The sequence below is a fragment of the Chitinimonas prasina genome (assembly GCF_030160395.1).
In the GTDB taxonomy this organism is placed as follows: domain Bacteria; phylum Pseudomonadota; class Gammaproteobacteria; order Burkholderiales; family Chitinimonadaceae; genus Chitinimonas; species Chitinimonas prasina.
The window spans coordinates 1-11,387 of sequence record NZ_BSOG01000005.1 but is presented as its reverse complement, the minus strand read 5'-3'; the positions used below and the strand labels follow the sequence as shown (position 1 = coordinate 11,387).

Annotated in this window: 14 protein-coding genes; 4 read left to right on the top strand and 10 right to left on the bottom strand. The window is 58.5% G+C overall.

Going from position 1 to position 11,387, the window contains the following annotated elements; all coding sequences use genetic code 11:
- Positions 1 to 83: 83 nt before the first annotated feature.
- The 7 genes from QQK16_RS16940 to QQK16_RS16910 all read right to left on the bottom strand — a co-directional run bounded on the left by QQK16_RS16940 (position 84) and on the right by QQK16_RS16910 (position 5,044).
- Positions 84 to 647, bottom strand: a complete 564-nt coding sequence (locus QQK16_RS16940; RefSeq protein WP_284197666.1) for a YdcF family protein — start codon at positions 645 to 647, stop codon at positions 84 to 86.
- A 92-nt stretch (positions 648 to 739) separates the two neighbouring features.
- Positions 740 to 1,264 carry a DNA-deoxyinosine glycosylase gene (locus QQK16_RS16935; RefSeq protein ID WP_284197665.1) on the bottom strand — a complete coding sequence of 175 codons (525 nt, stop codon included), beginning with the start codon at positions 1,262 to 1,264 and terminating at the stop codon, positions 740 to 742.
- On the bottom strand, positions 1,261 to 2,334 hold the full coding sequence (dinB, locus tag QQK16_RS16930) for a DNA polymerase IV (RefSeq protein WP_284197664.1): 1,074 nt from the start codon (positions 2,332 to 2,334) through the stop codon (positions 1,261 to 1,263). Before dinB ends, QQK16_RS16935 begins: the two co-directional genes overlap by 4 nt.
- A 126-nt stretch (positions 2,335 to 2,460) precedes the next feature.
- On the bottom strand, positions 2,461 to 3,174 hold the full coding sequence (locus QQK16_RS16925) for a substrate-binding periplasmic protein (RefSeq protein ID WP_284197663.1): 714 nt from the start codon (positions 3,172 to 3,174) through the stop codon (positions 2,461 to 2,463).
- Between the two features lie 4 nt (positions 3,175 to 3,178).
- Complete coding sequence (locus QQK16_RS16920) at positions 3,179 to 4,030, bottom strand: AAA family ATPase (protein WP_284197662.1); 852 nt, start codon at positions 4,028 to 4,030, stop codon at positions 3,179 to 3,181.
- 117 nt (positions 4,031 to 4,147) lie between these two features.
- Positions 4,148 to 4,564: a hypothetical protein gene (locus QQK16_RS16915; protein ID WP_284197661.1), complete on the bottom strand. Its 417-nt coding sequence runs from the start codon at positions 4,562 to 4,564 to the stop codon at positions 4,148 to 4,150.
- 39 nt (positions 4,565 to 4,603) lie between these two features.
- The gene (locus QQK16_RS16910) at positions 4,604 to 5,044 is read right to left on the bottom strand and encodes an acyl-CoA thioesterase (protein ID WP_284197660.1); all 441 of its coding nucleotides are present in this window, start codon (positions 5,042 to 5,044) and stop codon (positions 4,604 to 4,606) included.
- A gap of 122 nt (positions 5,045 to 5,166) precedes the next feature.
- On the opposite strand from QQK16_RS16910, the gene QQK16_RS16905 reads away from it, so the two are divergent.
- Positions 5,167 to 5,619: a universal stress protein gene (locus tag QQK16_RS16905; protein WP_284197659.1), complete on the top strand. Its 453-nt coding sequence runs from the start codon at positions 5,167 to 5,169 to the stop codon at positions 5,617 to 5,619.
- Positions 5,620 to 6,492: a radical SAM protein gene (locus QQK16_RS16900; RefSeq protein WP_284197658.1), complete on the top strand. Its 873-nt coding sequence runs from the start codon at positions 5,620 to 5,622 to the stop codon at positions 6,490 to 6,492. It abuts the gene before it with no gap.
- 71 nt (positions 6,493 to 6,563) lie between these two features.
- Here the strand turns inward: QQK16_RS16900 and QQK16_RS16895 are convergent, their stop codons facing one another.
- A complete protein-coding gene (locus tag QQK16_RS16895) occupies positions 6,564 to 6,872 on the bottom strand; it encodes a helix-turn-helix domain-containing protein (protein ID WP_284197657.1) in 309 nt (102 codons plus the stop codon).
- Positions 6,873 to 7,503: 631 nt separating this feature from the next.
- Here QQK16_RS16895 and QQK16_RS16890 point away from each other — a divergent pair.
- The gene (locus QQK16_RS16890; RefSeq protein WP_284197656.1) at positions 7,504 to 8,139 is read left to right on the top strand and encodes a GntR family transcriptional regulator; all 636 of its coding nucleotides are present in this window, start codon (positions 7,504 to 7,506) and stop codon (positions 8,137 to 8,139) included.
- Between the two features lie 63 nt (positions 8,140 to 8,202).
- Here the strand turns inward: QQK16_RS16890 and QQK16_RS16885 are convergent, their stop codons facing one another.
- Both QQK16_RS16885 and QQK16_RS16880 read right to left on the bottom strand, forming a co-directional pair.
- Positions 8,203 to 9,444: a patatin-like phospholipase family protein gene (locus QQK16_RS16885; RefSeq protein ID WP_284197655.1), complete on the bottom strand. Its 1,242-nt coding sequence runs from the start codon at positions 9,442 to 9,444 to the stop codon at positions 8,203 to 8,205.
- A 198-nt stretch (positions 9,445 to 9,642) separates the two neighbouring features.
- On the bottom strand, positions 9,643 to 10,083 hold the full coding sequence (locus tag QQK16_RS16880) for a phasin family protein (protein WP_284197654.1): 441 nt from the start codon (positions 10,081 to 10,083) through the stop codon (positions 9,643 to 9,645).
- 351 nt (positions 10,084 to 10,434) lie between these two features.
- Here QQK16_RS16880 and QQK16_RS16875 point away from each other — a divergent pair, with 351 nt between their 5' ends.
- Positions 10,435 to 11,091 carry an FFLEELY motif protein gene (locus tag QQK16_RS16875; protein ID WP_284197653.1) on the top strand — a complete coding sequence of 219 codons (657 nt, stop codon included), beginning with the start codon at positions 10,435 to 10,437 and terminating at the stop codon, positions 11,089 to 11,091.
- The last annotated feature ends 296 nt before the right edge of the window (positions 11,092 to 11,387 follow it).

Here is an 11,387-nt window from a genome sequence, read left to right as displayed (position 1 = left end):
TAATGGGAGAGCAGCTCGCCTGTAGGCGGGCCGAGTTGGGCTTGGGCATGCTGTAACCCTACTGTACGGCCCTTGTCGCGCTATCAGACACGGCAGGAGTCCACCGTGATGGCGGGGGGCTCGCCGGCCTGGGTGAACCTACGGTAGAGCAGATAGGCGCTGTAGTAATAGGTTTCACGCAGCAGGAAACCCGCCTGGCTGGATAGCCCGGTGTAGCGTGTGCTGGGTGTCGGTGAGGGGGAGGCCGGCAACCCCAGGTCTTGTGCCATGCTGATGGCGCGGCGCATATGCAGTGGATCGCTGACCAGCAGTACTCGGTTGAGCTTGCGCTGCGCTACCCATGGCTTGACGCCCTGCAGGTTTTCCAATGTGACGGTGGAGTGCTGCTCGCAGACCATGGCATGCAGGGGCACGCCTTGTGCCAGCGCATACTGGCTGCCAACAATGGATTCAGGTGGTTCGTCCCGGCTACCACGGCCGCCAGTGAAGACGATCAGGCGGACCTGGCCAGTCTGGTAGAGGTGGATGGCATGGTTGAGCCTTTCGCGAAACACCGGCGAAGGCTGCGTACCCCAAGTGGCGGCGCCCAGCACGATGGCGGCGTCGGCAGGGCGTTTATCGCTGACACGCGCATAGCTCGCGATCATGACGCCGAGCGTGATGGGCCAAGCCAGCAGGAGCAGTAGGATGAGCAATGCGGTGCGGCGTAGTCGGGATCGCTGGCGATAGGGGCGCATGGCTAGGAAGGGAGGGGGCGGGTGGTTGGGTGAGACAGGTAGCCGGCCAGTTGTCGCCACTGTGCCAGCTTGAGGTCATAGGCCATGGTGTGGGCCGGGCTGCTGGAAGGCAGGGCCAGGCAGGGTAGCGATATGCCTTGGTGGGCCAGCTGTTTTTGCCCCAACCTGGCAGCAGTACCGCCATTGAAGGCAATCTGGGCCAGGGTAGGCAGGCTGGCCAGCAGATGGGCCAGGTCGTTCTGGGCGTGCTTGCGTATGGCGGCATCCAGACTGCCAGCGCGCTCCGCCTCGGCTATCACATCCCATAGGCCCACACCGTGCTGCAGTAAGGTAGCCAGGCGCTGATCATACGGCATGGTGGCCAGTGGCTCATCCAGCACGGCACCCATCAGGCGCCAGAATTGATTCTGTGGATGGGCATAGTAGCGGCTGGCCTTGAGTGAGGCCTCGCCCGGCAGGCTGCCCAGTATCAGCAAGCGGGTGTGGTTATCGACTATCGGCGGCAGGCAGCGCTTGCGTTCGCTCATGGCGTGCTCTGGAATAATTCCAACTGGCGTAGCAGGGCTTTTTCCTCTTCAAAGCGTACCCCGACGCCCAATAGCCGTACCGGTCTACGTTGCCGTGCCCATCCCTCGGTCAGCAGTGCCTGCCACACCTCATCGGCGGGGTGGGTGGATATGCATTCGACCGTGGTGTGACTGAAGTCGTCAAAGCGTATCTTGACGAAGGCCTTGTAGGGCAAGGGAGCATCCTTGGCCCGCGCCAGTCGCTCGCGGAAATCGGCAATCAGGGCCTGCAGTTCGATGCGGCAAGCGTCAAGGTCGCGTAAGTCCTGGACGTAGGTGGTCTCGACCGACAGGGATTTGCGAGGCTGGTCGTTGCTGACGGGGCGCTCATCATGGCCGCGGCAGAGTTCATACAGGCGTTGGCCAAAACGCCCGAAATGGCGGGTGAGTTTTTCCAGTGGCCAGTCGCGCAGATCCGCACAGCTTTGGGCCCCCAGTTCATTGAGTTTGGCCGCCGTAACCTTACCGACACCGAACAACTTGCCGACCGGTAGTGCGGCAACGAATGCGTCGGCCTCGTGCGGGCGGACGACGAACTGGCCGTCCGGCTTGTTCCAGTCACTGGCGACTTTGGCAATGAACTTGTTGGCAGCAATGCCGGCGGAGGCCGTGATGCCGACCTCGGCACGGATGCGATCACGGATGGCAAGCGCCATGCGGGTGGCGCTGTTCTGGAAATGCGGGGCGTTGGTGACATCAAGATAGGCTTCATCCAGCGAAAGCGGCTCGATCAGCTCGGTGAAATCGCGGTAGATGGCGTGGATCTGGCGTGAGGCTGCGCGGTAGGCATCGAATCGGGGTGGCAGCAGGATCAAGCCTGGGCAGCGCTTGATTGCCTGGCTGGTCGCCATGGCGGAGCGCACGCCAAAGCGGCGCGCTTCGTAATTGCAGGTGGCGATCACCCCGCGCGTCTCGGCCCTGCCGCCAACGGCGACGGGCTTGCCCCGTAGGCTGGGGTCGTCGCGCGTTTCCACCGATGCGTAGAAGCAGTCGCAATCGATATGTATGATTTTACGCTGGGTGCCTGTCATGGCCGACGTGCCTGTTGCCTGGACGAATTGGAGAACGTTCGTATTCTCGCTGAGCCGGCGCTGCCGGCCAAGGGGCCATGGCGCAGGCTGAGGCACTCATCGATGACTTGAAGTCACCACCGGCCCTCAAAAACCGTACTTGTGCTGCAGGGTCTTGATGGTGGCGTGTTCGGTCTTCATAAAACGATCGAACTCGGCAATCAGCTTAGGGTGGCGGATGCTGGAGAGATAGTATTGGCTGTCCTGAATGGGCATGAGCTTGGGATCGGGCACCAGGGCCTGCTGGATGCCCATATGCTGCAGGTGATAGCGCCCTACCTGCAGGGCCATGTTGGCGCCGTCGACGCGGCCCAGCAGGGTCATGCGAAGCAGGTTGGCCGGGCCTGGGGCTTCTTCCACCTTGATCTGGCCGGCTTCGACTTCGGCCAGGTACTTCCACGGCGTAAAGCCGCGCACCATGCCCAACGTCCGCATGGGTAGACCCAGGCGGGCAGGTTGGACCAGGATCACGTCCTGAAAGGTCAGGGTGGGCACTGAGTAGTGGACCTGCTTGCCCTGCTTCTGTGCCTTGCCCCAGCGCGGATGATCGGGATACGCCAGATCGACCCGATCACGAACATGGTAGGGCGTGATGCGTTTGATCGGCAGGGGCAGGTAAGTGAACTGGTGGCCGCTGTGCTGGGCAAACAGGTCCAGCAGCTCGCGGGCGTAGCCACGGTACTGTCCGTCTGCCGTACTGTAGATGGGGAAGTAGTCGACATCCTCGACGGCGATGGTATAGCTGGCGGCGCTAGCCTGGCAGGCCATCAGGTAGGTAGCGCCAGCTATCCAGGCACGCATGGCATCAGGCCTGTGTGCGCGCCTTGACCATCTTGACCAGGCGCTCGAACAGGCCGATGTCCTGTTCGTTCTTGAGCAAGGCTCCGGAGAGTGGTGGCAGCCCATTGCCTGCGCGGAGTGCCGTGGGTGGCACCTGATCTGCCAATAGCAACTTGAGCCAGTCTATCAATTCCGAGGTCGACGGCTTCTTCTTAAGGCCGGGCATGTCGCGCAAGGCGTAGAACAGTTCCATGGCTTCGCTCAGCAGTTCCTGATGCAGCTGCGGGAAGTGCACATCCACGATCTGCCGCATGGTGTCCTTGTCGGGGAAGCGGATGTAATGGAAGAAACAGCGGCGCAGGAAGGCGTCTGGTAGTTCCTTCTCATTGTTGCTGGTGATGATGATGATGGGGCGATGCCGGGCGGTGATGGTCTGGCGGGTTTCATAGACATCAAAGGCCATGCGATCCAGCTCGCGCAGCAGGTCGTTGGGGAATTCGATGTCGGCTTTGTCGATCTCGTCTATCAGCAGCACTGCCTGCTGTCCGCTCTCGAAGGCTTCCCACAGTTTGCCGCGGACGATGTAGTGGGCAATATCGTTGACCCGTGGGTCGCCCAGTTGGCCGTCGCGCAGGCGCGATACCGCATCGTATTCGTACAGGCCTTGCTGTGCCTTGGTGGTGGACTTGATATGCCAGCTGATCAGCGGGGCGTTCAGGCTGCGTGCGATTTCTTCGGCCAGCAGGGTCTTGCCGGTACCCGGCTCTCCCTTGATCAACAGGGGGCGTTGCAGGGTAATGGCGGCATTGACGGCCAGCATCAGGTCTGGCGTGGCGATATAGCTGTCGGTACCGGTAAAGCGTGGGGCGGAACTCATGCGTGCATCCTGTGTTGGCACCTGCCATGGGGCAGGTTCTGTAAGATGCCGCGATTTTACGGGCAGAGCCGGCTTGGCTGCCAACTCTGCCTGCATGGAGCGCTTACAAAGCGCTGCTTACTTGGCGTAAGCGGCTTCGATATCGTCCAGCGACAAGTGCCAGCGATCCAGCATATGGGCATAGATGGCCAGTTCCGGTTCGGAGATCGAGCGGTCGGCCTTGGCCATATCCAGTGCCAGGGTGGCGACCAGTAGCTGCTTCTTGGGCTCGGTCACGGTATCGAGCAGGTCATCCACCCGTTGCCGGTCGACTAGCTGGATACGGCCTTCGTCGTCAGCTTCATCGCTGAGGTCGTTGCAGTAGGCATGCAGCACTTCGATAAAGCGGGTGCGGCTGATATCGAGTGCTTCGTAGATATGCAGGGTTTCCAGGCTATCAATCTCGCGCGGGTCGAGATTGCCGTCACTCATCATCAGCATCACCAGCAGGCGAGCCATGGATTCGGGGCTGTTGGCGGGGTATTTCTTCATCATCGCATGTGCTCCTGCTCGTTCTCGGTTTTGTAACAGCGATCAAACAGCCGGGACGGGATGCCCCAGGGCGTTCAGGAATTCGGCCGGTACGGCGGCCAGCTTCTTGTTCTGGTAATCGAAAAATACCACGCCTGTCTTGGCATGGAGTACTTCACGGCCATCGGATTGCTGGCGGAAGCGGTAGTAGAGGTCACAGCCATACTTGCTGAACTCGTCGGCGGTGACTTCGGCGACCAGGGTTTCGCCCCAGAACGCTTGGTTCTTGTAGACCAGTACGGCATCGGTTTGAATCAATCCGTAGCCGGCGATGTCCAACTCACTGAAGCCCAGCGAGCGCAGAAACCGCAGCCTTGCCTCGTGGGCTAACGTGAGCGCGGAATCGTTGCCCAGATGACCACCGTAGTTGATGTGGCCTATGCCTATCTCGATCGGAGTGGAGTAGGGGAAATGCTCGGGCAGATCCAGTTTTACGCGGGCCATCTATCAATCATCTGCTAAGTTCTTGTGCCGAGTGTAAGCCTCGCTGCGGTCTATCGGCAACCGCAGGGCTATAGTGAGTGAGTGGATGTATCTGCGCTGCATCTGAGGGGAGGGGTGACATCATGTATCAACGCATACTGGTACCGGTGGACGATAGCGAGACATCAAGACTGGCCTTGGTGGAAACCACCCGCTTTTGCTGCGAGCAGCATGGCAAGACCCGCTTGGTGCATGTGATCGATCTGGCGCAGTTCACCTGGGGAGGGGCTGAGTTCGTGGATGTGGGTGAATTGCAGACCAACCTGCGGGAGAACGGCCGTAAGGTGCTGGAGAGCGCACATGCCCTGCTGCAGGAAAATGGCGTGGAAACCGAGACGGCGATGATAGAAATCTGGGGTGGTTCGATTGCTACTGCCCTGATCGGCGACGCGAGGAGCTGGCAGGCTGATATCATCATCATGGGTTCGCATGGCTGGACCGGCCTCGATCATCTGCTGATGGGCAGTGTAGCGGAAGGGGTGATCAGGCATGCGCCCGTGCCGGTTCTCCTTTTCCCCATCAAGCGCCAGAAATAAGTGTCTGAATCTATCCTCAAACCCCTCGTGCCCTTGGCGGTGACTGATCATCGTCGTGACATACTGGGCTTCAAGTACATCTACCCAGTGGTTTCCCGCCGTGCGGGTGGCGTCTCGGTGGGTATCAACCTGAATCCCAATAATGCCTGTAACTGGCGCTGCGTATATTGCCAGGTACCTGAGCTAGTACGTGGCAATGCACCGGTGCTGGATCTGGTGCAACTAGCCGATGAGCTGGATGCGATGCTGGAAGAGATCGTGCATGGCGATTTCATGCAGCGTAGCGTGCCGGAAGAGGCGCGCAGGCTGAATGACCTGGCCCTCTCCGGCAATGGTGAGCCGACCTCCAGCAAACAGTTCGGTGAGGTGGTGGATCTGCTCGGCGATGCCATGCTGCGTTTTGGTTTACTGGGGCAGATCAAGCTGGTACTGATTACCAATGGTAGCCAGATGTACAAGCCTGCTGTGCAAGCGGCACTCGCCCGTATGGCGGCATTGGGGGGGGAGGTGTGGTTCAAGTTCGACCGCGCACCGGTGGATGGATATAGCGAGGTCAACCAGATTGCCTTGAGCGAGGCACAGGTCGTGCGTCACATGAAGGCGGCCACGGCGCACTGCCCGACCTGGTTGCAGACATGCATGTTTGCCACGGATGGGTTGCCACCTTCAGAGGACGAGCAGCAGGCTTGGCTGGACCTGGTGCTGTCAGCATGTGCGGAAGGGGCGAATCTCGAGGGGGTGCTGCTGTATGGACTGGCAAGACCCTCTACACAGCCGGAAGCCCCTCGCTTGAGCCGCTTGCCAGAGGCCTGGATGCAGGCTTTCGCTGACCGCATTGCGGCTTTGGGGTTGTCGGTAAAGCTGAGCCTCTAGCTTGGGTGGCTGAAAATGTAAAACGCGCACCAGGGGGTGCGCGTTCTACTTTTCGGATACTAGGGTCAGGCTTACTGGCCTTCGGGCTCACCCTCTGGGCGTGCTTTAACGGCTTTTTGCAGGCTTTTGTACAGATCCGGGTGGTTCTCCTTGAGATACTCGATAATTTCGAAGTCCTCACGGCGTACCCGGGTCAAATCTACTTGCTCCACATGTACCAGACGCAACAGCTCCTTGACGGGCTTGGGCATGTTGCGGCCGCTCTCATAGCGGGAGCCACCGCTTTGTGTCACGCCGATCTTGGTCCAGAACTCTTGCTGGTTCAGGCCCAATTTGCGACGCACATCGCGGGGGTTGAACATCTTGTCGAATAATTTCATGGCGGTCGTCCGCAATCCTGTTATATCGGTCTGTCATGCCGGCCACATTGGCCGATATGTCGAATGCCGGTGCTGGCTGTAAATGCCAGTCTGACGCCAAACTAGCTGCTTGGTTCATGCCCCCCTGCAATCGGCATACATCCTGAGTCTAGCGCAATGCAATTTTACTGCGACTCTGCGCTATGCGCGAGGCATGTTGCAATGCGGCGCTGCTTATGCCAGCCATTCTGACATCAAAACCACCTGTTTGTCCTTTACAAACAACATCATTTGTAAAATTTATCAGCCCCATGCTAATTTTGTATTGGACGATAAATTTTTCGAACGGTAGCCTTAACGCATAATTTACGTAGCAACTTGCTCATCGGGGATTTTGTTACTAATCACACGGCCTGTCTAGGCAAGTTGTGCGAGGCGATGATGACGCTTTCCCGCTGCTGCTGGGCCTGCAGGAGTGAGTCCGCGCGGTCAAAGTTTTGCGCGACGGTATGATATATCTAATATTCTCTTAGTGACTGACTTTGTTAGGGTTATCCCCTAGTTTTTGCAGGGTGCAACTACCGGCGTGTTTGTTAGACTCGACGGTTTTGATGGATCAGCAACGGGCCTGCCGGGCCAGAAGCGACAAGGTATGAGCACACTGGTTGACAAGATAGTTCAGGAAATCCGCGATGATATTTTTCGGGGTGGCCTGGCTCCGGGCGAACCCTTGAAGCAGGTGGAGCTGGCCAATCGCTATGGTGTCAGCCCCATTCCCTTGCGAGAGGCCTTACAGCGCTTGCAGGTGGAAGGCTTGGTTGAGTATTTCGCATACCGTGGTGCCATTGTGGCGCGGATGCGCAAGGGCGAGGCTGCCGACATTGCTGACATCCGCAACGCGCTGGAGGCGCTGGCTTTCCAGATTGCCATGCCGACGATGGACGAGGCGCTGATTTCCAGCCTGGAAGCGATTACCAATGAACTGGAATCGCCGCGCGGCCTGGATGCCAGTTTCTTCATGGAGCGCCTGCATCACTACTATGCGGTGTTGCTGTCCAAGTCCAACAGGCCGCTGCTACTGGACATGATACAGACCAACCTGAAGCGCGCTACCCGCTATTATGCGGAGGTCGTGCGCATTACTGACGGCCAACGCCCGGCAGATGCACCATCGCGCCATACCTATATCGCTGCACTGAGGGCTGGGGATGTGGGCTTGCTGGAGCAGCACATGCAGCGCCTGCATGCGGCATATGTCAGTTTTATCGAGGCGAACTTCGAAGACTGAATGGTTGCTGCATATAACAACAAAGCCGGCATAGCCGGCTTTGTTGTTTTGTGGGTCTGGTGATCAGTGCTCGTTCTCGGCATTGAGCCAGTGATCAAGCTGATCCAGCGTGTAGTAGAGCTTGTCGATGGAGGTGTCGGGTTCTGGCTTGTCGTCGAACTTGCGCCAGTAGCGAGCATGCGCCTTGCGCGATAGCCAGCGATCCTCCTCCAGTGCCTCCCGGTTCAAGCTGACGCCATGGCGGGCCAGGATGGGTTCCAGCTCGTCGGCACGGCGGCGCAGGTCTTCGCGGGTGTGCTGGTAGGCGTGTTCGCACATATTCTCCCGATCGGAGTAGCTGAACACGTTGGAGAAGAAGATTTCTTCATCGCCGTGGCTGGGCTCGAACAGTACGACGTCCGCCCCTTCATAGGTATTGGCGTAACGCTGCATGCCAACGCGCATGCGCGAATGGATGATGGAGCGGAAGGTTTGCGATAACACGACGGGTAAGCCGCCACGCATCAGGCGATCACGGGTATTGGGGTGGCCATGCGGTGCCAGGCGGGCATCGAACGGCACGATGGGATTGATGCAGATAACCAATTGGGCGGCTTCATCAAGACTGATGGAGGTGTGCAGGGTCTTCTTCAGGGCGCCATCCACATAATGATCGCCGTCGATCTCTACTGGCGGAAACAGGCCTGGCAGGGCTGCTGAGGCTTGTACGGCCTTGGAGATGGGCACGTGATCGTGACCGCGCCCGCCGAATTTGACCGAGCGGCCCGTATCGAGGTCGGTGGCGACGATATAAAGCTTGGTCTTGAGTGCGCGAAAATCGTTGGTGCGGCCACCGCTGGTAAAGACGCGATTGAGGAAGTGGTCAATTTCGCTATTGTCGAACAGGCCGGTAGGTATGGCGTGAGACAGCTGCATGAATGCGCCGGTCAGGCCAACTTCTCGCGGATGGGTGATGAAATCCCAGAACGAATCCAGCAACAGCTCGGGTATGGCCATCGCCCGGCGGAAGTACTCGCGATAGGCGGGCCGCAGGAACTGATCAGGCTCGAATGGAATATCACGCGAGTCATTGGTGATGAAGATGCGGTACATCTCGCTTGGAGAGATGCCGTTGGCCAGCGCTGCCGAGATAAACCCCCCCGCGCTGACGCCGACATAGACATCCAGGTCGGTGAAGTCCATGCCTACCAAGGCCTCATCCAGCGCGCACAAGGCGCCTACCTCGTAAATGGCACCTAAGGGGCCGCCTGCGGCCAGGTTGAGGCCGATCTGCGGCTTGATGGGTTTACGCGTGGCGCGTGGCATGGTGCTACTCCGGGGAGGCGGGGCGTGGATTGTAGAGCAATTGCTTGGTTAACCACTATGGGTAGATACCAATGCCCATTGCGCTATGCCAGGTTCTGGTGGAATGCCTCTGTGGTGAGCACAAATCCATTCCAGCAGAATCCAGCAAAACGGGGCGGGCGTTTAACGCACCGCCCCGTCTAGGCTGTATTGAGCTGATCAGGCCTTGGCAGCGGCGGCCTTGGCTTCCGGCTTGGCTTCTTCAGCCTTGGCGGCGGGCTTGGCGGCTTGCTTCTTCAGCAGCTCATTGACGCTCTTGTTCAGCTCGTCGATGCGCTTGTTCAGGTCGGCCAGATCCTTGTTGCTGGGCACGCCCAGTGCGTTCAGGGCGCGGGCAACGCGGTCTTGGAACACTTGTTCCAGCTTGTCCCAGGTTTCGGTAGCTTTGCTGGTTACGGCCACAACTTTCTCCTCAGCCGACTTACGGCTCTTTTCTTCAACTTGCTTGCCGGCTTCAACCAGGCCGTCGAATGCCTTGACGCCTTCACCTTGGGCCTTGGCGAAAGCGCCCAGGCCGGCCAGCCAAATCTGGTTGGCGGATTCAAGGATGACGTGGGCGTATTGTTTCTCTTCGGTAGCTTTCTTCAGCGACTTTGCCATGATGGACTCCTAGTTCTAAAAGTGGAAAACAAAAAACTTTGAAATGGTGGGCGCGTTACGCCGAACTTGCGTTACTCCCAAGCACCGCTCTGGCTGGCGGCTCTTATAATCGACCACCAGAATGCTTGCTTGGCGACCTGTGTTGGAATGAATTATCGCGAGGTAGTTGCGCTAAGTTCCAGTTTTTTATCGGTTTTTTCTTTTGCTGTCTGGTGTCGAAACCACACTGTCGTATCATCGCAACGTCGTAGTTCCGCCCCTTTTGGGTGCAATCGCTTGCTGCAACGGGCTTTCTGCAGATGCGTTTGCACCACGCTGTAGGATTTTTGCCAATCACTTTTTTGCCACAGCATGCTCGCCACACCTGATGAAGAGATAGTCCAAAGCGGCCTGAGCCGTCCCCGTTACCTGCTGGCACGCTGGCAGGCCGATAGGTTGGCGGTGACCTATGCAGACCTAAGGGAAAGCGAGCGCTATGCCCAGGCGACGGCTTTTTTTCTGAGCGACCTCTACGGCCCCAAGGATTTCTCCAAGCGCGACCAGGATGGCGAGCGCATCGTTGGCAAGATGCGGGCCTTGCTGCCAGCCCGGGCGATGGCGGCGATTCAGAGTGCGCTACACCTCAATCGACTGAGCCATGAGTTGGATGCGGCGATGGCAGTGCAGCTGTTCGACGAAATGGGCTTGCAGGCCATTGATGCCGCCAGCTATGCCGAGGCGTACCGTCGCTGCGGACTGGAGGCCAGGCGCGAGCAGATCGACCTGGTGGACAACCTGGGGCATGAGCTGGATGCGGTGGTGCAGAAGCCATTGGTACAACTGGCGCTGAAGTTGGCGCATGGGCCGGCGCATATGGCCGGTTTGGGTGAGCTGCAGGATTTCCTGGAGCGTGGCGTGGCGGCATTCCTGCATATGAAGGGTGCAGATGAGTTCCTGGCGACCATCCGTGAGCGCGAAACTCGAATACTGGAGCGGATTGCCGCGCGCGAGCAGGATCCATTCCGTTGAACGCGTACTGTTGCGAATGATTGCAGGACTTGAGATTTGCCATTTACGCTTTGCCCATGCTATTCGCGCGTTCACTAAACTTATATAGCAAATTTCGATCACCACACCCCCGAACGCCCCGCTTGCGGGGCGTTTTGCATGGTTTTTGAGGTTTTCTCGGTTTTTTTGCAGGGCGTGATGTTCCGCTGTGTGTGAGTTGGCGCGGGTTTTGGCTGTGAAGCGATAAAAAGAGGGTGTTGCGGAGATATTACAGATCAGCGACTTAGGCGTGTTGGTGCGGAAAGTAGCGGAATTTT

Coding starts and splice junctions, on each gene's coding strand:
- QQK16_RS16940 (WP_284197666.1), bottom strand. CDS start 647: ATGATCGCGAGCTATGCGCGTGTCAGCGATAAACGCCCTGCCGACGCC.
- QQK16_RS16935 (WP_284197665.1), bottom strand. CDS start 1,264: ATGAGCGAACGCAAGCGCTGCCTGCCGCCGATAGTCGATAACCACACC.
- dinB (WP_284197664.1), bottom strand. CDS start 2,334: ATGACAGGCACCCAGCGTAAAATCATACATATCGATTGCGACTGCTTC.
- QQK16_RS16925 (WP_284197663.1), bottom strand. CDS start 3,174: ATGCGTGCCTGGATAGCTGGCGCTACCTACCTGATGGCCTGCCAGGCT.
- QQK16_RS16920 (WP_284197662.1), bottom strand. CDS start 4,030: ATGAGTTCCGCCCCACGCTTTACCGGTACCGACAGCTATATCGCCACG.
- QQK16_RS16915 (WP_284197661.1), bottom strand. CDS start 4,564: ATGATGAAGAAATACCCCGCCAACAGCCCCGAATCCATGGCTCGCCTG.
- QQK16_RS16910 (WP_284197660.1), bottom strand. CDS start 5,044: ATGGCCCGCGTAAAACTGGATCTGCCCGAGCATTTCCCCTACTCCACT.
- QQK16_RS16905 (WP_284197659.1), top strand. CDS start 5,167: ATGTATCAACGCATACTGGTACCGGTGGACGATAGCGAGACATCAAGA.
- QQK16_RS16895 (WP_284197657.1), bottom strand. CDS start 6,872: ATGAAATTATTCGACAAGATGTTCAACCCCCGCGATGTGCGTCGCAAA.
- QQK16_RS16890 (WP_284197656.1), top strand. CDS start 7,504: ATGAGCACACTGGTTGACAAGATAGTTCAGGAAATCCGCGATGATATT.
- QQK16_RS16885 (WP_284197655.1), bottom strand. CDS start 9,444: ATGCCACGCGCCACGCGTAAACCCATCAAGCCGCAGATCGGCCTCAAC.
- QQK16_RS16880 (WP_284197654.1), bottom strand. CDS start 10,083: ATGGCAAAGTCGCTGAAGAAAGCTACCGAAGAGAAACAATACGCCCAC.
- QQK16_RS16875 (WP_284197653.1), top strand. CDS start 10,435: ATGCTCGCCACACCTGATGAAGAGATAGTCCAAAGCGGCCTGAGCCGT.